The 14,605-nt window shown below is 70.9% G+C and carries 12 protein-coding genes; 6 read left to right on the forward strand and 6 right to left on the reverse strand.

All coding sequences use genetic code 11. The features are described from left to right. The first annotated feature begins 36 nt into the window (after positions 1–36). Positions 37–1,956 carry an N-acetylglucosamine-specific PTS transporter subunit IIBC gene (nagE, locus tag Q9S71_RS09155; RefSeq protein ID WP_311861946.1) on the forward strand — a complete coding sequence of 640 codons (1,920 nt, stop codon included), beginning with the start codon at positions 37–39 and terminating at the stop codon, positions 1,954–1,956. Positions 1,957–1,964: 8 nt separating this feature from the next. Here nagE and Q9S71_RS09160 read toward each other — a convergent pair whose 3' ends face one another. The 4 genes from Q9S71_RS09160 to Q9S71_RS09175 are packed head-to-tail and all read right to left on the reverse strand — an operon-like array spanning position 1,965 to position 5,276. Beyond that, entirely contained in the window at positions 1,965–2,771 is an 807-nt protein-coding gene (locus Q9S71_RS09160) for a 3-methyladenine DNA glycosylase (RefSeq protein WP_422880360.1), read from the reverse strand. A 58-nt stretch (positions 2,772–2,829) separates the two neighbouring features. After that, complete coding sequence (locus Q9S71_RS09165; RefSeq protein WP_217531479.1) at positions 2,830–3,537, reverse strand: SOS response-associated peptidase; 708 nt, start codon at positions 3,535–3,537, stop codon at positions 2,830–2,832. Between the two features lie 10 nt (positions 3,538–3,547). Then, positions 3,548–4,594, reverse strand: coding sequence for an App1 family protein (locus tag Q9S71_RS09170; RefSeq protein WP_311861951.1), 1,047 nt, complete (start codon positions 4,592–4,594; stop codon positions 3,548–3,550). 4 nt (positions 4,595–4,598) lie between these two features. Continuing rightward, complete coding sequence (locus Q9S71_RS09175; RefSeq protein WP_311861953.1) at positions 4,599–5,276, reverse strand: DedA family protein; 678 nt, start codon at positions 5,274–5,276, stop codon at positions 4,599–4,601. A gap of 33 nt (positions 5,277–5,309) precedes the next feature. Between Q9S71_RS09175 and Q9S71_RS09180 the strand changes: the two genes are divergently transcribed. The 5 genes from Q9S71_RS09180 to holA all read left to right on the forward strand — a co-directional run bounded on the left by Q9S71_RS09180 (position 5,310) and on the right by holA (position 13,372). Next, positions 5,310–6,593 (forward strand): anthranilate synthase component I family protein, encoded by a 1,284-nt coding sequence (locus Q9S71_RS09180; protein WP_311861954.1) that lies wholly within the window; start codon positions 5,310–5,312, stop codon positions 6,591–6,593. Positions 6,594–6,661: 68 nt separating this feature from the next. Beyond that, positions 6,662–9,241 (forward strand): leucine--tRNA ligase, encoded by a 2,580-nt coding sequence (gene leuS / locus Q9S71_RS09185; protein ID WP_311861956.1) that lies wholly within the window; start codon positions 6,662–6,664, stop codon positions 9,239–9,241. Between the two features lie 170 nt (positions 9,242–9,411). Next, positions 9,412–10,002, forward strand: coding sequence for a ComEA family DNA-binding protein (locus tag Q9S71_RS09190; RefSeq protein WP_311861957.1), 591 nt, complete (start codon positions 9,412–9,414; stop codon positions 10,000–10,002). Then, the gene (locus tag Q9S71_RS09195) at positions 9,999–12,296 is read left to right on the forward strand and encodes a ComEC/Rec2 family competence protein (RefSeq protein ID WP_311861958.1); all 2,298 of its coding nucleotides are present in this window, start codon (positions 9,999–10,001) and stop codon (positions 12,294–12,296) included. Before Q9S71_RS09190 ends, Q9S71_RS09195 begins: the two co-directional genes overlap by 4 nt. A gap of 41 nt (positions 12,297–12,337) precedes the next feature. Beyond that, the gene (gene holA / locus Q9S71_RS09200; RefSeq protein WP_311861960.1) at positions 12,338–13,372 is read left to right on the forward strand and encodes a DNA polymerase III subunit delta; all 1,035 of its coding nucleotides are present in this window, start codon (positions 12,338–12,340) and stop codon (positions 13,370–13,372) included. Positions 13,373–13,433: 61 nt separating this feature from the next. Here holA and rpsT read toward each other — a convergent pair whose 3' ends face one another. Together rpsT and Q9S71_RS09210 are read right to left on the reverse strand one after the other, a co-directional pair. Beyond that, positions 13,434–13,694, reverse strand: a complete 261-nt coding sequence (gene rpsT, locus Q9S71_RS09205) for a 30S ribosomal protein S20 (RefSeq protein WP_064002194.1) — start codon at positions 13,692–13,694, stop codon at positions 13,434–13,436. A 128-nt stretch (positions 13,695–13,822) separates the two neighbouring features. Then, on the reverse strand, positions 13,823–14,557 hold the full coding sequence (locus Q9S71_RS09210) for an alpha/beta fold hydrolase (RefSeq protein ID WP_311861963.1): 735 nt from the start codon (positions 14,555–14,557) through the stop codon (positions 13,823–13,825). Positions 14,558–14,605 lie beyond the last annotated feature (48 nt).

Below are 14,605 nucleotides of genomic sequence, written 5' to 3' on the forward strand. Positions count from 1 at the left end.
TGGCTCCGCCCTCGCGGAGCTGAGAACGGAGAGACGATGAAGTTCTTCCAGAGGCTCGGCCGGTCGCTCATGCTGCCGGTGGCCGTCCTTCCCGTCGCCGCGATCCTGTCCGGCATCGGCTATTGGATCAAGAACGCCAACGGCGGCGCCGACAACATCGGCTCCGCGTTCCTGAGCGCGGCCGGCGGCGCGCTCCTGGACAACCTGGCGCTGCTGTTCGCCGTCGGTGTCTCGATCGGGATGGCGAAGAAGTCCGACGGCACCTCCGCCCTCGCCGGCCTCGTCTCGTGGCTCACCGTGACGACCATGCTGAGTCCGGCCACGATGGCGGCCCTCACCGGAGCCGCGGTCGGGGACGTCGACCCCGCGTTCACGAAGATCCAGAACGTGTTCGTCGGCATCATCTGCGGCCTGATCGGGGCGTGGTGCTACAACCGCTTCAAGGACACGAAGCTGCCGGACGCGCTGTCGTTCTTCTCGGGCAAGCGCTCGGTCGCCATCGTCACCGCGGGACTCTCGCTGGTCCTCGCGATCGTGCTCATGTTCGTGTGGCCGTTCGTCTACGGGGGCCTGGTCGGCTTCGGCGAGTGGATCGTCACCCTCGGACCGGTGGGCGCGGGCATCTACGGATTCTTCAACCGGCTGCTCATCCCGCTCGGGTTGCACCACGCGCTCAACTCCGTGTTCTGGTTCGACGTCGCGGGCATCAACGACCTCAACAACTTCCTGCAGGGCTCCGGCGGGGACGGTGTCTATGGCGTCACCGGGCAGTACATGACCGGCTTCTTCCCCATCATGATGTTCGGCCTGCCCGGCGCGGCGCTCGCGATGTACGTGACCGCCAAGACGACCCGGCGCAAGGTGGCCGCCGGCATCCTGCTCTCGGGAGCCATCTCGTCGTTCTTCGTCGGCGTCACCGAGCCGCTCGAGTTCTCGTTCATGTTCCTCGCGCCGTGGCTGTACCTCATCCACGCGGTGTTCATGGGCATCTCGCTGTTCGTCTCGGCGATCCTCCCGGTGCGCATGGGCTTCGGCTTCTCGGGCGGATTCATCGACCTCGTCCTGGGGTGGGCGAACCCGCTCGCCGAGAACCCCTGGACCATCCTGATCATGGGACCGATCTGGTTCGCGATCTACTTCGTGGTCTTCCGCTGGATCATCCGACGGTTCGATCTCAAGACGCCCGGTCGCGAGGACGACGACGCGCTGGAGGACGAGGGAACGGATGCCGCGCCGCGCGGCGACTTCCATGCGACGGCGGAGCGGTTCGTCGAGGCCCTGGGCGGTCGCGAGAACATCGTCGAGCTCGACAATTGCGCGACGCGTCTGCGCATGGAGATCGCCGACGTCGCGCGGGTCGACGACGCCGCCCTCAAGCGTGCCGGTGCGGCGGGGACGATCAAGCCGGGTGGGCACTCCGTCCAGGTCGTTTACGGATTGAACGTGCAGTTCGTGAAGGACGCGATGGAGGACGTTCTGGCGGGTCGCGCCGTGTCGGCGGCGCCCGCACCCACGACCGGCACCGCTGTCGCACAGGCGACGCAGGCTCCGGATCTCGTCCGGCTGCGCCCGCCGGTGGCCGGGCGCGTGCTGGCGCTGTCGGAGGTCCCCGATGAGATGTTCGCCGACGGGACGATGGGGCCGGGCGTCGCGATCGACCCGACGGGCGACGTGATCTCGGCGCCCGCTGATGGCCGCGTCGAGAGCGTGTTCCCGACCGGGCACGCGATCGGTCTGCGCCTCGACGACGGGACGGAGCTGCTGATCCACGTCGGGATCGACACCGTCGCGATGAAGGGCGACGGATTCGAGACACTCGTGACCGCCGGTCAGCGCGTGACGGCGGGTGAGCCGCTGGTGCGCTTCGACCGGGCGAAGATCGTGGCCGCGGGGCACTCGCCGATCACGCCGATCGTCGTCCTCAACAACCCGGCGACGCGCGTCGAGCTCGGGTGAGACCGGGGTCAGCCGATCCGTGCGAGGAGCGCCGCACGGATCGGCTGCGCCCTCGCCGTGAACTCGCGCTGGGCGGCGACGTAGGCCGCCTTCCCTTCGGGTGTCTCGACGGGGACCGCGCTGTACCCCCACCCGGTCAGATCGTAGGGCGACGCGCGCATGTCGAGTTCCCGGATGTCGCGCGCGAGCTCGAACGCATCGAGCGTCAACTCGCCGGGCACGAGCGGCCCCAGTTTCACGGCCCACTTGTAGAGGTCCATGCCGGCGTGCAGACATCCCGGCTGTTCCATCTGCGGCTGCGTCTCCCGCGTCGGGGCGAAGCGGTTGCGGGGCACGGCGTCGGGCGTGAAGAACCGGAACGCGTCGATGTGCGTGCACCGCACATCGTGCGCCTCGACGACGGCATCCGTCCCTTCCGCGCCGAGTCGGAGGGGGACCGGATGCCGCGTGTCCCGGTCGCGGTACACCATCGCCCACTCGTGCATGCCGAAGCAGCCATACGATGCCGTGCGTCCCAGGGCGCCCGCGAGGATGCCGCGGATCGCCCGGACGAGCGGGCGCTTCTCGGCGAGGAACGCATCGGTGTCCGCGCCGACGACGCCGCCCTCGGCGCGGTACCACCGCCAGGCCGCGTGGGGTGCGTCGGCCGCGTCGTCGAGCGCGACGTCCCGCCCGGGATGCCACCGCCGCAGCAGGGAGGGTTTGTACGAGTAGTACGTGTACAGGAAGTCGTCGACGGGATGCGTCTCGCCGCGCGCCGCCCGCTGACGGCGCCCGGCGGTGAGCGCATCCGTGCGGGCGGCGTGCGCCCGCATCCGCTCGGTCCAATCGGACCGGTCGAGCACGGTCGCGGTGGCGGTCGTCACGAGCGGGTCATACGGGCTCGATGAGGTCGGGGGAGTCGTTGCGGACGTTCCCGACGGCGTTCGAGACGACATGGTCGGTCAGGCCGGCGACCACCTGGTCCGCGGCGTCGACGGCCGCGTCGAGCAGGTCGCCCACGTTGTCGACCTCGGTGTCGAGCCAGGCGTCGGCGAAGTCGGCGTCGAGGAACAGCGGCATCCGATCGTGGATGGAGCCGAGCGGATCGATGGCGGCGCGCGTGAGGATGGTGAACGAGAGCAGCCAGCGGCTCGGATCGTCCTCGGCCTTCGCGGGATCCTTCCACCATTCGTAGAGCCCGGCGAACAGCAGGGGCGAGCCGTCGGCGGGGTGGATGAAGTAGGGCGTCTTGCCCTCGTCTGTGGTCTGCCACTCGTAGTAGCCGGTCGCCGGCACGATCGCGCGGCGCTTGATGAGGGCCTGCCGGAACATCGGCTTGTCCTCGAGTTCCTCGGAACGCGCGTTGAACGCCCGCGCACCCACCTTGACGTCCTTCGCCCACGACGGCACGAGACCCCACCGCGCCGGCTCGAGGCGCCGCGTGGGCGGATCGGTCTTGGCCGAGTCGAGGACGATCGCGACCTGCGACGTGGGAGCGATGTTGTAGGACGGCGCCGGGAGGTCGTCGCTCTCGACGTCGACGCGCAGCACGCCGACGAGCTCGGAAGCGACATTCGCGACGACGAAGCGACCACACATGTCGGACAGCCTAGGAGGAGGGGGGGACATCGCGGACGATGTCGACGTCCGTCAACCGTTCCAGAAGTTCCGCCCCGTCATCGCCGGTCACCCACGGCACCCCGGCGGCGCTGTGGTCGTCGACCGCCGTGCGGCCACCCGCGAGGACCGCTTCCGCCGGTGTCAGCCGCCGGATCGCGACCGCCGCGACCTGTTCGGGATGCTGGATCGTGAACTGCGTATAGATCTCATCGTCGTGCTGCCCGTCGTCACCGATGAGGAGCCAGTCGATGTCGGGGAACTCGTCGGCCAACCGGCGAAGGCTCTCCTGCTTGTGCAGCTTGCCGCTGCGGAACCAGCGGTCGTGCGTCGGCCCCCAGTCGGTGAGCAGCATCGCGCCCATCGGGAACAAGTGCCGCCGCTGGAACCGGACGAGCGTCGGCGCGACGTTCCAGGCTCCCGTCGACAGGTACAGGACCGGCGATCCGGGGTTCTCGCGGGCGAGCCGTTCGAGCAGCACGGCCATGCCGGGCACCGGCTGCCGGGCGTGCTCGTTGAGGACGAAGGAGTTCCACGCCGCCACGAAGGGGCGGGGGAGAGCCGTCACCATGACGGTGTCGTCCACGTCCGAGATGATGCCGAATCGGATGTCGTCCCCGACCACGAACACGCGCGCCTCGACGGGCTCGGCCTCCTCGACCCGCATCGTGACCGTCTGCCATCCGGGCGGCAGCGTGGCGGGCAGGACGGCGTCGATCACGCCGCCGCGGTCGGCGGTGACCTCGTGCGGCACACCGTTCACGGTGACGGTGACCGTCGCGTGTGCGACTGGGACCGATGCGAAGCTGCGCCATCCGCGCACGCCCGCGTAATCGCCGCGTTCGCGCCTCTTGTCCTTCGGGGGGATGAGGACCCTGCCGAGCACCCGCACCCACTGGGTGCTCCCGTACCCCGGGAACGCGGCGACGGTCGCTCTCCGCCCGCGTGCGCGGGCGCGTTTCTCGCGCCACGCGTGGAACCTGTACTCCAAGCGCGCGAGCCAGAGCACCTTCATCGGGGGCGAAGCGGGGGAAGCCATCGCTTCAGTCTTTCACGTCGTCGGCGTCGACCCCGGCGGGCTCCTCCTCGGCGAGGTGACGGGCCTCGCGCGCGCTGATGACGCGCTTCGCGACGTAGACCAGCAGGAGGAACGCCGCGATCACGCCGACGAACAGGTACCCCGCGTAGTGCAGGTTGTCGGAGAGCTCGCGGTAGCCTTCGGCGGCCGCCGCCGCCACCGATACGTAGGCGACGGACCACACGGCGCACGCGGGCACGGTCCAGGCGAGGAAGCGCCGGTAGGCGAAGCCGCTCATCCCGACCGTCAGCGGCACCAGGGAGTGCAGGACGGGCAGGAACCGCGACAGGAAGATCGCCGGCCCGCCCCGCCGCCGCAGGTACAGCTCGGCGCGCGCCCAGTTGCGCTCACCGATGAGCCGGCCGACGCGGGAGAAGCGGATGCGGGGACCCAGCCAGCGGCCCAGGGCGAAGCCGATGCTCTCGCCCGCCAACGCTCCGATGAGGACCGCTGCGACGAGCCACGCGCCCTCGGGGAAACTGTCGACCGCGGTGCCCGACACGATCACGATCGAATCGCCGGGGACGATCAGGCCGATCAGCACGCTCGTCTCGAGCATCATGGCGACGCCGGCGACGATCGTCCGCACGACCGGGTCGACAGCCTGAACGGTGCCGAGCAACCAGTCGAGGATCTCGTTCACGACCTCAGATTATCCGCCGTCTACCCTGAAGGGATGTCGAGTGACCTGCCGCACCGCGTCCTCGCGGGGTGGGTCGATCCTGCGGTCGCGTTCACGGGGCTGTTCGCGGCGGGCGACGCCTTCTGGCTCGACGCCGGTCCGGACGCGCCCGACGGATGGAGCTGGGTGGGCAGCGGCATCCCGTCGTCCTCTCCACGCGACGTGATCGCCGCGGGCAGCGGTGACCGTGCCGCGGGGCCGTTCCGCGGCGGCTGGGTCGGATGGGCCGGGTACGACGCCGCGGCGGCCCGGGCGGGCGCGCCGGCCGCGATCGACCCGGGCCCGGAAGAACTCTGGCTGCGCGTCGAGCGGATGCTGGGGTTCGACCACTCTTCGCGTCGTGTCCTCGCCTTCGCCCCGGCCGATCGGTTGGCCGCGTTCGTCTCCGAAGTCGAGTCGGTGGCCGAGGCGCCGCTGCCGTCCGCCGGTCCTGCTCCGCACGTCGAGGTCACCGCGCGCCACGAGCCGGAGGAGTACGCGGGGCTCATCGAGCAGTGCCGGGACGAGATCCGCGAGGGGCGCGCGTACCAGTTGTGCCTGACGACGCGGTTCGAGACGGCGGCATCCGTCGATCCTGTGGGGACCTACCTGCGGCTGCGCGCCGCGACGCCCGCCCACCACGGCGGGTTCATCCGCAGCGGCGGGTGGGCGCTCGTGAGCGCGTCGCCGGAGCAGTTCCTCGCCGTGGACGACGGGATCGTCCGCACCCGCCCCATCAAGGGCACGCGCCCGCGATCCGCGGAGCCGGAGCGCGACGGGGCTCTCGCGGCGGACCTGCGCGCCAGCGTCAAGGAGCAGGCCGAGAACGTGATGATCGTCGATCTGATGCGCAACGACCTGCAGCGGGTCTGCGTCCCCGGGTCGGTGGCGGCGGAACGGCTGCTCGAGGTGGAGTCGTACCCGGCGGTGCATCAACTGGTGAGCACGGTGGCGGGTCGGCTGCGCCCCGGGACGACCGTCGGCCGGCTGTGGGATGCCGCATTCCCGGCGGGGAGCATGACGGGGGCGCCGAAGCTGTCGGCCATGCAGATCCTGCACCGGCTCGAGGCCGCGCCGCGCGGGGTGTTCTCGGGATGCTTCGGGTGGATCGGCGACGACGGCGGGATGGACCTCGCCATGGTCATCCGCTCGATCGTGGTCCATCCGGACGGCGCGTACGTCGGCGCCGGAGGGGGGATCACCTGGGGGTCCGTCGCCGCGGACGAGGTCGCGGAGGTGGGGATCAAGGCCCGGGCGCCGCTCCGCGCCTTGGGGGCGGACCTGCCTCCGGGCTGGTGAAAGTCCCGGTCCGCTAGGCTGAAACGGCGCTTTCGCGCGCCCTCCCGACTTTGCACGATTGGTTCACCGTGTCCTCCAGCACCTCCCACGACGCATCGACTCCCGAGCAGACGAGCTTCGACTCCCGCGCCATCCAGACCAAGTGGCAGACCCGGTGGGCGGAGGCCGACCCCTTCAAAGCGGGCGGCGACGAGGACACCCGACCGCGCAAGTACGTGCTCGGCATGTTCCCCTACCCCTCGGGCGACCTGCACATGGGGCACGCCGAGAACTACGCCTACGTCGACGCGGTCGCGCGGTTCTGGCGCCACCGCGGGTACAACGTCCTGAACCCGATCGGGTGGGACTCGTTCGGCCTTCCGGCGGAGAACGCGGCGATCAAGGGCGGCGCCGGGTCCGATCCGCGCGAGTGGACCTACAACAACATCGCCCAGCACAAGACGAGTTTCCGCGCGTTCGGATCGTCCTACGACTGGAGTCGTGTGCTCCACACGAGCGACCCCGAGTACTACCGCTGGAATCAGTGGCTGTTCCAGCGCCTCTTCGAGCGCGGTCTCGCGTACCGCAAGCAGAGTGCCGTCAACTGGTGCCCCAACGACCAGACGGTGCTCGCCAACGAGCAGGTCGTCGACGGTCACTGCGAGCGGTGCGGGTACGAGGTCGTCAAGAAGAAGCTGACGCAGTGGTACTTCAAGATCACCGAGTACGCCGACCGTCTGCTCGACGACCTGAACCAGCTCGAGGGCTTCTGGCCGCACAAGGTGCTGCAGATGCAGCGCAACTGGATCGGCCGTTCGGTCGGTGCGGACATCGACTTCGAGATCGAGGGGCGCGACGAGAAGATCACGGTCTTCTCCACCCGTCCCGACACGCTGCACGGCGCGACCTTCATGGTCGTCGCCCCCGACTCCGACCTGGCTGCCGAGCTCGCCGAGGGCGCCTCGCCCGAGGTGCAGCAGCGCTTCCGCGACTACCTCGACACGGTGCAGAAGACGAGCGAGATCGAGCGGCAGACCGCCGACCGTCCCAAGACGGGTGTCTTCCTCGATCGCTTCGCGATCAACCCGATCAACGGCGAGCGTCTGCCGATCTGGGCGGCGGACTACGTCCTCGCCGACTACGGCCACGGCGCCGTCATGGCCGTGCCCGCGCACGACCAGCGCGACCTGGACTTCGCCCGCGCGTTCGACCTTCCGGTGAAGGTCGTCGTCGACACGACGGCGCCGGTCACGGGCGCCATCCCGGTCATCGAGGTCGACGAGGACGGTGTGCCGATCGGTGATGACCTCGAATCGATCGACCCCGCCCGTACCGGCACCGCGCTGACGGGCGACGGGCGCCTCATCAACTCGGGTTCGCTCAACGGTCTCTCCAAGCGCAACGCGATCGCGCGCGCGATCGAGGAGCTCACCGCGGCGGGCACCGGTCGGGCCGCGAAGACCTACCGCCTGCGCGACTGGCTGATCTCGCGCCAGCGCTTCTGGGGCACGCCCATTCCGATGATCCACACCGAGGACGGCCGCATCGTGCCCGTCCCCGACGAGCAGCTGCCGGTCGTGCTGCCCGACGCGAAGGGTCTCGACCTGAAGCCGAAGGGTACGTCGCCGCTGGGCGGCGCGACCGAGTGGATGACGACGGTCGACCCCGAGACGGGGGAGCCGGCGCTCCGCGACGCGGACACGATGGACACGTTCGTCGACAGCTCGTGGTACTTCCTGCGCTTCCTGGCCCCGAACGGGGCGACGGAGCCGTTCCCGACGGCCGAGGCATCCAAGTGGGCCCCGGTCGACTCGTACATCGGCGGCGTCGAGCATGCGATCCTGCATCTGCTCTACGCCCGGTTCATCACGAAGGTCCTCTTCGACATGGGCCTCGTCGACTTCACCGAGCCCTTCACGAGCCTCATCAACCAGGGCATGGTGCTGCTCGACGGCTCGAAGATGTCGAAGTCGAAGGGCAACCTCGTCGAGTTCGCGTCGAGCATGGACGACCCGGGTGCGGATGCCGTGCGTGTCGCGATCGCGTTCGCCGGGCCCGTGGAGGACGACATCAACTGGGAGGACGTCTCGACGACGGGTGCCCAGAAGTTCCTCGCGCGCGCCCTGCGGATCGCCGCGGACGTCGCGAGCCCCACGGATGTCGTCTGGGCCGAGGGCGATGCCGCTCTGCGCCGCGTCACGCATCGCCTGTGGGCCGATGTCGTCGGCCTCGTCGAGCAGTCGAAGTTCAACGTCGTCGTCGCGCGCCTCATGGAGCTCGTCAACGCGACCCGCAAGACGATCGACTCGGGCGCCGGTTCGGCCGACCCGGCGGTGCGCGAGGCCGCCGAGGCCGTGGCCATGGTCCTGGACCTGTTCGCCCCGCACACCGCGGAGGAGATGTGGGAGATCCTCGGCTACGAGCCGTTCGTCGGTGTGGTGCCGTGGCGTCAGGCCGACCCGACGCTCCTCGTCGAGGAGTCCGTCACGGCGGTCGTCCAGGTCAACGGCAAGGTGCGCGGCACGCTCACCGTCCCCGCCAAGATCTCGGGCGAAGAGCTCGAGCAGCTCGCGCGCGCCGACGAGAAGGTCCGTCGTGCGATCGGCGACAAGGAGATCACGCGCGCCGTCGTCCGGGCGCCGAAGGTCGTCAGCTTCACCGTCGCGTGAGTCCGGCCGCGGGCGGCTGGAGCGGTGGCGTGGCGATGCGCAGATTCGGATATCGTTCGCGGACCTCATCCGACTGCGACGGTTCCTCCACGACACGCGATCCGTGATAGCCGTCCACGGCTGACGGGCGGCGGATGATCGCGCGCGTGGCCGCGGGCGATCCTCGACGCATGGGTGCGCAGACGGTGCCGGTGTCGCGTCGCCGGCTGGGGATCGGTGCCGCCGTCGCCCTCGTGGTCGTTGTCGCGGCGGTCACGATCGCGATCGGCATCGTCCGGACCGGGGCGGAGGCTGCGGTCGAGACGGTGCCGGATGCGGTGTCCGAGACCGTGGCCCCCGCGACCGTTTACGTGCACGTGTCGGGCGAGGTCGCCGAGCCCGGGTTGTACCGGCTCGACGAGGGCGCGCGTGTCGTGGATGCGGTCGCCGCGGCCGGGGGATTCACCGATGCGGCATCCCGCGAAGGCGTCAACTTGGCGCGACCCGTCAGCGACGGCGAACAGCTCGTGGTTCCCGCCGAGGGGGAGGAGGGATCGGATGCCGTGGGTGCGACGGCGCCCGAGGGCGACGGTCGCGTGAACCTCAACACCGCGGACCTCGCGGCCCTCGACACCCTGCCGCGCGTGGGTCCCGCGATCGCGCAGCGGATCCTTGACTGGCGCGAGGACAACGGCCGCTTCACGAGCGTGGACGATCTGCTCGCGGTCCCCGGCATCGGCGAGAAGATGCTCGCCTCGCTCCGCGACCTGGTCACGGTGTGAGTGCCCGGACGGCGCGACGCCGCGACCTGCGTCTGCTCCCGGTCGCCGGCGCGGCGTGGGCGGGTGCGGGGGCCGCGATCACGTTCCCGGAGCACGCGGTCGTGTGGGCGGTCGTCCTGTGGGGCGTGGCCGTCGCGTTCCTCGGTGTGGCGCTGCGCCGCGCGAGACCCACGGCGCTCGCGCTCGTCGCGGTCTCCCTCGCCGTCGCGGCGGCCGCGGCATCCCACGTCGCGCTCGCGCAGCCGGCGCGGGACGCGCTGGCCGGTCTCGAGGTCGACGGGGGCCGCAGCGTCACGTTCGAGGTCGACGTCGTCGGCAAGGTGGAGCGCTCCGCCACGGGGCACCGCTTCGACGCGATCACGCGGTCCGCGACCGTCGGCGATGACGACCGGGCCGTGTCGGCCCCCGTCGTCGTCCGCGCGCCCGAGCGTGCACCGGGTCTCGACCTGGGTGCTCGCGCGACGGTCACGGGCACGGCGTTCCGGGCGGACCCCGGCGACCGTGCGGTGCTCGTCGTCGAGGCATCCGCCCTCGTCGTCGACCGGCCTCCCTCGGGCCCGTTGGGCATGGCCGCGACGTTGCGCACCGGTCTCGTGTCGGCCGTCGACGGGCTGCCCGATCCCGGCGCGGGCCTCGTCCCCGGACTCGCCGTCGGCGACACCTCGGCCGTGAGCGACGAGCTCGACCAGCAGATGAAGGCGTCGTCGCTGTCCCACCTGACCGCGGTCTCCGGGGCGAATTGCGCGCTCGTGGTCGGGATCGCGTTCGGTATTGCAGCGCTCTGCGGGGCGCGGCGCGGCATCCGCGTCGCAGCCGGGCTCGTGACGCTCATCGCGTTCGTCGTCCTCGTCTCGCCGGAGCCGAGTGTCGTCCGAGCGGGCGCGATGGCCGCGATCGCGATGCTCGCCCTGCTGCTCGGGCGGATCGGCGCGGGTGTCTCGGTGCTGTCGGCGTCGGTGTGCCTGCTCCTCGTGCTCGATCCGTGGCTCGCGGCATCCCTCGGGTTCGCCCTCTCGGCCGTCGCGACCGGATCCTTGCTGCTGTTCGCCGGACCGCTTGCCGACGGACTGTCGAGGTGGATGCCGTCGCCCGCCGCACTCGCGCTGTCGGTGCCGCTCGCCGCGCAGCTGGCCTGCGGACCGCTGCTCGTGCTCATCGAGCCGACGGTTCCCCTTGTCGGAGTCCTCGCGAATCTCCTGGCGGGTCCCGCCGCGCCCGCCGCCACGGTACTCGGCCTGCTCGCCTGCCTCGCGTTGCCCGTTCCGGTCCTCGCACAGGGGCTCGCGGCGATCGCCTGGCTGCCCGCGGCCTGGATCGCAGGGACGGCGGACCTCGCCGCACGCCTGCCCGGGGCATCCCTGCCCTGGCTCGAGGGGATGCCGGGACTCCTCGCACTCGCCGCGACGGGAACAGCGATCGGGGCGGTGATCGCGGCGCGGCATCCCCGTCTGCGGCGCGTGGCGGCGTGGAGTCTCGCCGGCGTCGTCCTCGTGGTCGCCGCCGCCGGCCCGGTGCGGACGCTGCTGGACCGCACCCGCGTGCCGGACGCGTGGGCGATCGCGGCGTGCGAGGTCGGGCAGGGTGACGCGGTCCTCGTGCGCGACGCCGCTTCCGTCATGCTCATCGACACGGGCCCTGAGCCCGCGGCGCTGGCGGGATGCCTCGACCGCTTCGCGATCGACCGCGTCGACATCCTCGTGTTGACCCACTTCGACATGGACCACCGCGGCGGCGCCGGCGCTGTGCTCGGGCGCGCCGACCTCATCGTGCACGGTCCGGTCCCCGATGCGGAGGCCGCGGACCTGCTCGCGCGGTTCACCGCGCGCGGCGCCCGAACGCAGCAGGTGTCCGCGGGTCAGAGCGGTGCGTTGGGGGAGTGCAACTGGCGCACGCTGTGGCCGAAGCCGCGGGAGCCGGTCTATCCCGCCGGGAACGACGCCAGCGTCATCATCGACGTGACCGGATGCCGCGTCCCCGACGCGATCTTCCTCGGCGACCTGTCGGCTCAGCCTCAGCGCTCCCTCGCGGCGACCGGCGCCGTCGATCGCCGCTACGCCGTCGTCAAGGTCGCCCATCACGGCAGCGCCGACCAGGACGATGGGCTGTACCGCGATCTCGACGCTCGCGTCGCCCTCGTCACCGTGGGCGAGAACACCTACGGCCATCCCCGGGACGAGATCCTCGATCTCCTGCACGAGGAACAGGCGACCGTCGCGCGCACCGACACCTCCGGCGACCTCGTCGTCTGGCGCGACGACGCCGGCCTGCGCCTCTGGCGCTCGCGCGAGGGCTGACGCTCCCGTCACCGTCCGCCGCCCTCGGTAGGCTGGACACCATGCCGAGCCCCCGTCGTCCCGCCGCGAAGACGACGAAGTCGGCGATCCCGCAGATCTCCTGGCGGGCGCCGCAGCCGGCACCGGTCGTGCTCGTCTCCGGTCCCGAAGAGGTCTGCGCCGAGCGGGCGACCGCCGGCATCCGCGATTACCTGCGCGCCGAGGATCCGAGTCTCGAGGTCACCGACGTCCGCGCCGACGACTACGCGCCCGGCACGCTGCTGGCCGTCTCGTCGCCGTCGCTGTTCGGTGAGCCGCGGCTCGTCCGGGTGTCGGGGGTCGAGAAGTGCTCCGACGCGTTCCTCGCCGAGGCGCTCCGCTACCTCGAGGCGCCGCAGGACGGCGCGACGATCGTCCTCCGCCATACCGGCGCGAGCGTCCGCGGCAAGAAGCTGCTCGACACGATCCGCGCGGGCGTCGGCGGCGGTATCGAGATCGCCTGCCCCGCCGTCAAACGCGACTCCGACCGCTTCGACTTCGCCGCGGGCGAGTTCCAGGCCGCGAAACGACGCATCGCCCCGCCCGCCCTCCGTGCCCTCGTCTCTGCGTTCTCGGACGATCTCACCGAGCTCGCGGCCGCGTGCCAGCAGCTCATCTCGGACGTCGACGGCGACATCACCGAGCAGGTCGTCACCCGCTATTACGGTGGTCGCGTCGAGACCACCGCGTTCGCCGTTGCCGACACGGCCATCGCGGGTCGCTACGGCGACGCCCTCATCACCCTCCGGCACGCTCTCGCCTCGGGCGCCGATCCGGTCCCGATGGTCGCCGCCATCGCGTCGAAGCTGCGCACCATGGCGCGCGTGGCCGGCTCCCGCGAACCGTCCGGCGCCCTCGCCGCGCGCATCGGCATGAAGGACTGGCAGGTCGACCGGGCCCGCCGCGACCTCGCTGGCTGGACGGAGTCGTCGCTCGGCGTCGCCATCCAGGCGGCAGCGCGAGCGGATGCCGAGGTGAAGGGCGCCTCGCGCGACGCCGTCTTCGCGGTGGAGCGGCTCGTCACCGTCGTCGCGACGCGCGCGCCCTACGGCGCCTGAGACCACATCCGGGAACGACGAAGGCCCGCCCCCAGGGGGACGGGCCTTCGGAAGTTGCGGCTCAGAGAGCGGCGACCTGCTTGGCGATCGAGGACTTGCGGTTGGCCGCCTGGTTCTCGTGAATGACGCCCTTGCTGACGGCCTTGTCGAGCTTCTTGGTGGCCTTGAGCAGCGCCTTCTCGGCAGCGGCCTTGTCGCCGGCCGAGATGGCCTCACGGGTCTGACGGACGACGGTCCGCAGCTCGCTCTTCACGGCCTTGTTGCGCTCGCGGGCCTTCTCGTTGGTCTTGTTGCGCTTGATCTGCGACTTGATGTTCGCCACGTTCGACGTATCTTTCGTTCGGAGTTATCGGTTGGAAGTGCCGGCGACAGAAGAGGGCTGTCACGCAGCGGTCGTGTGAGGGAGGAACCCACACGCAAGCCAAAAACCGATTCTATCAGGTGCGCGCCTCATCCCGAAGTCGGCCGGTCCCGCGCCATCGTCGCCAGCGCCAGGTCCACGATCGCGTTGAACACACGGGGCCGCATCGCGGTGACGAGATGGGATGTCCGGGGCACGACGATGAGCTCCGCCTCGGGCTTGAGCTTCGTGAACAGGCGCTCGTTGAGCCGCAGCTGGTCCCACTGCCCGTTCACGAACCACATGGGAACGGAGATCCGCTGCAGCGCGACGACGAGGTCGAGGACCGACAGGCTGCGCAGAGCGATGTCCTGCGTGTCGTACGCGTAGCCGCCGGCGCCGAAGTCCGCCCGTGTCTCGGGTGGGAGCGTCCGGTCGAGCACGAGGTCGGCGAGCGGCTGACCGCGTCGGGGCAGGCGATCGAACCCCCGCGCCAGTGCCCGATAGATCGCGAGGCCGGCGCCGCGGGGGATCGACGTGCAGCCGGCGGCGATGAACGCATCCACGGGCGGGGGCTCCTCACGGCCCATGTACTCGATCGCCACCAGCCCACCCATCGAGTGCGCGACCAACAGCACGGGGCCGCGGGCCGCGGCATCCCTCACCGCGGTGTCGATCGTCTCGAACGCGCCGTCCAGCGTGAACGTCTCGCTCATCCGGCGACCGTGCCCCGGCAGGTCGACGGCGATCGCGCCGACGCCCGCCGCGGTGAGATGCTCCACCTGCGCGCGCCACATCGTCGCGGAGGTCCGGATGCCGTGCACGAACACCACCTGAGGCGTCATCCCCTCAGCCTACGAATTCGGCGCCCCTTCGACGCGGAAACGGGGCGG

The organism is Microbacterium gawkjiense (assembly GCF_031932225.1).
GTDB classification, from domain to species: Bacteria; Actinomycetota; Actinomycetes; order Actinomycetales; family Microbacteriaceae; genus Microbacterium; species Microbacterium gawkjiense.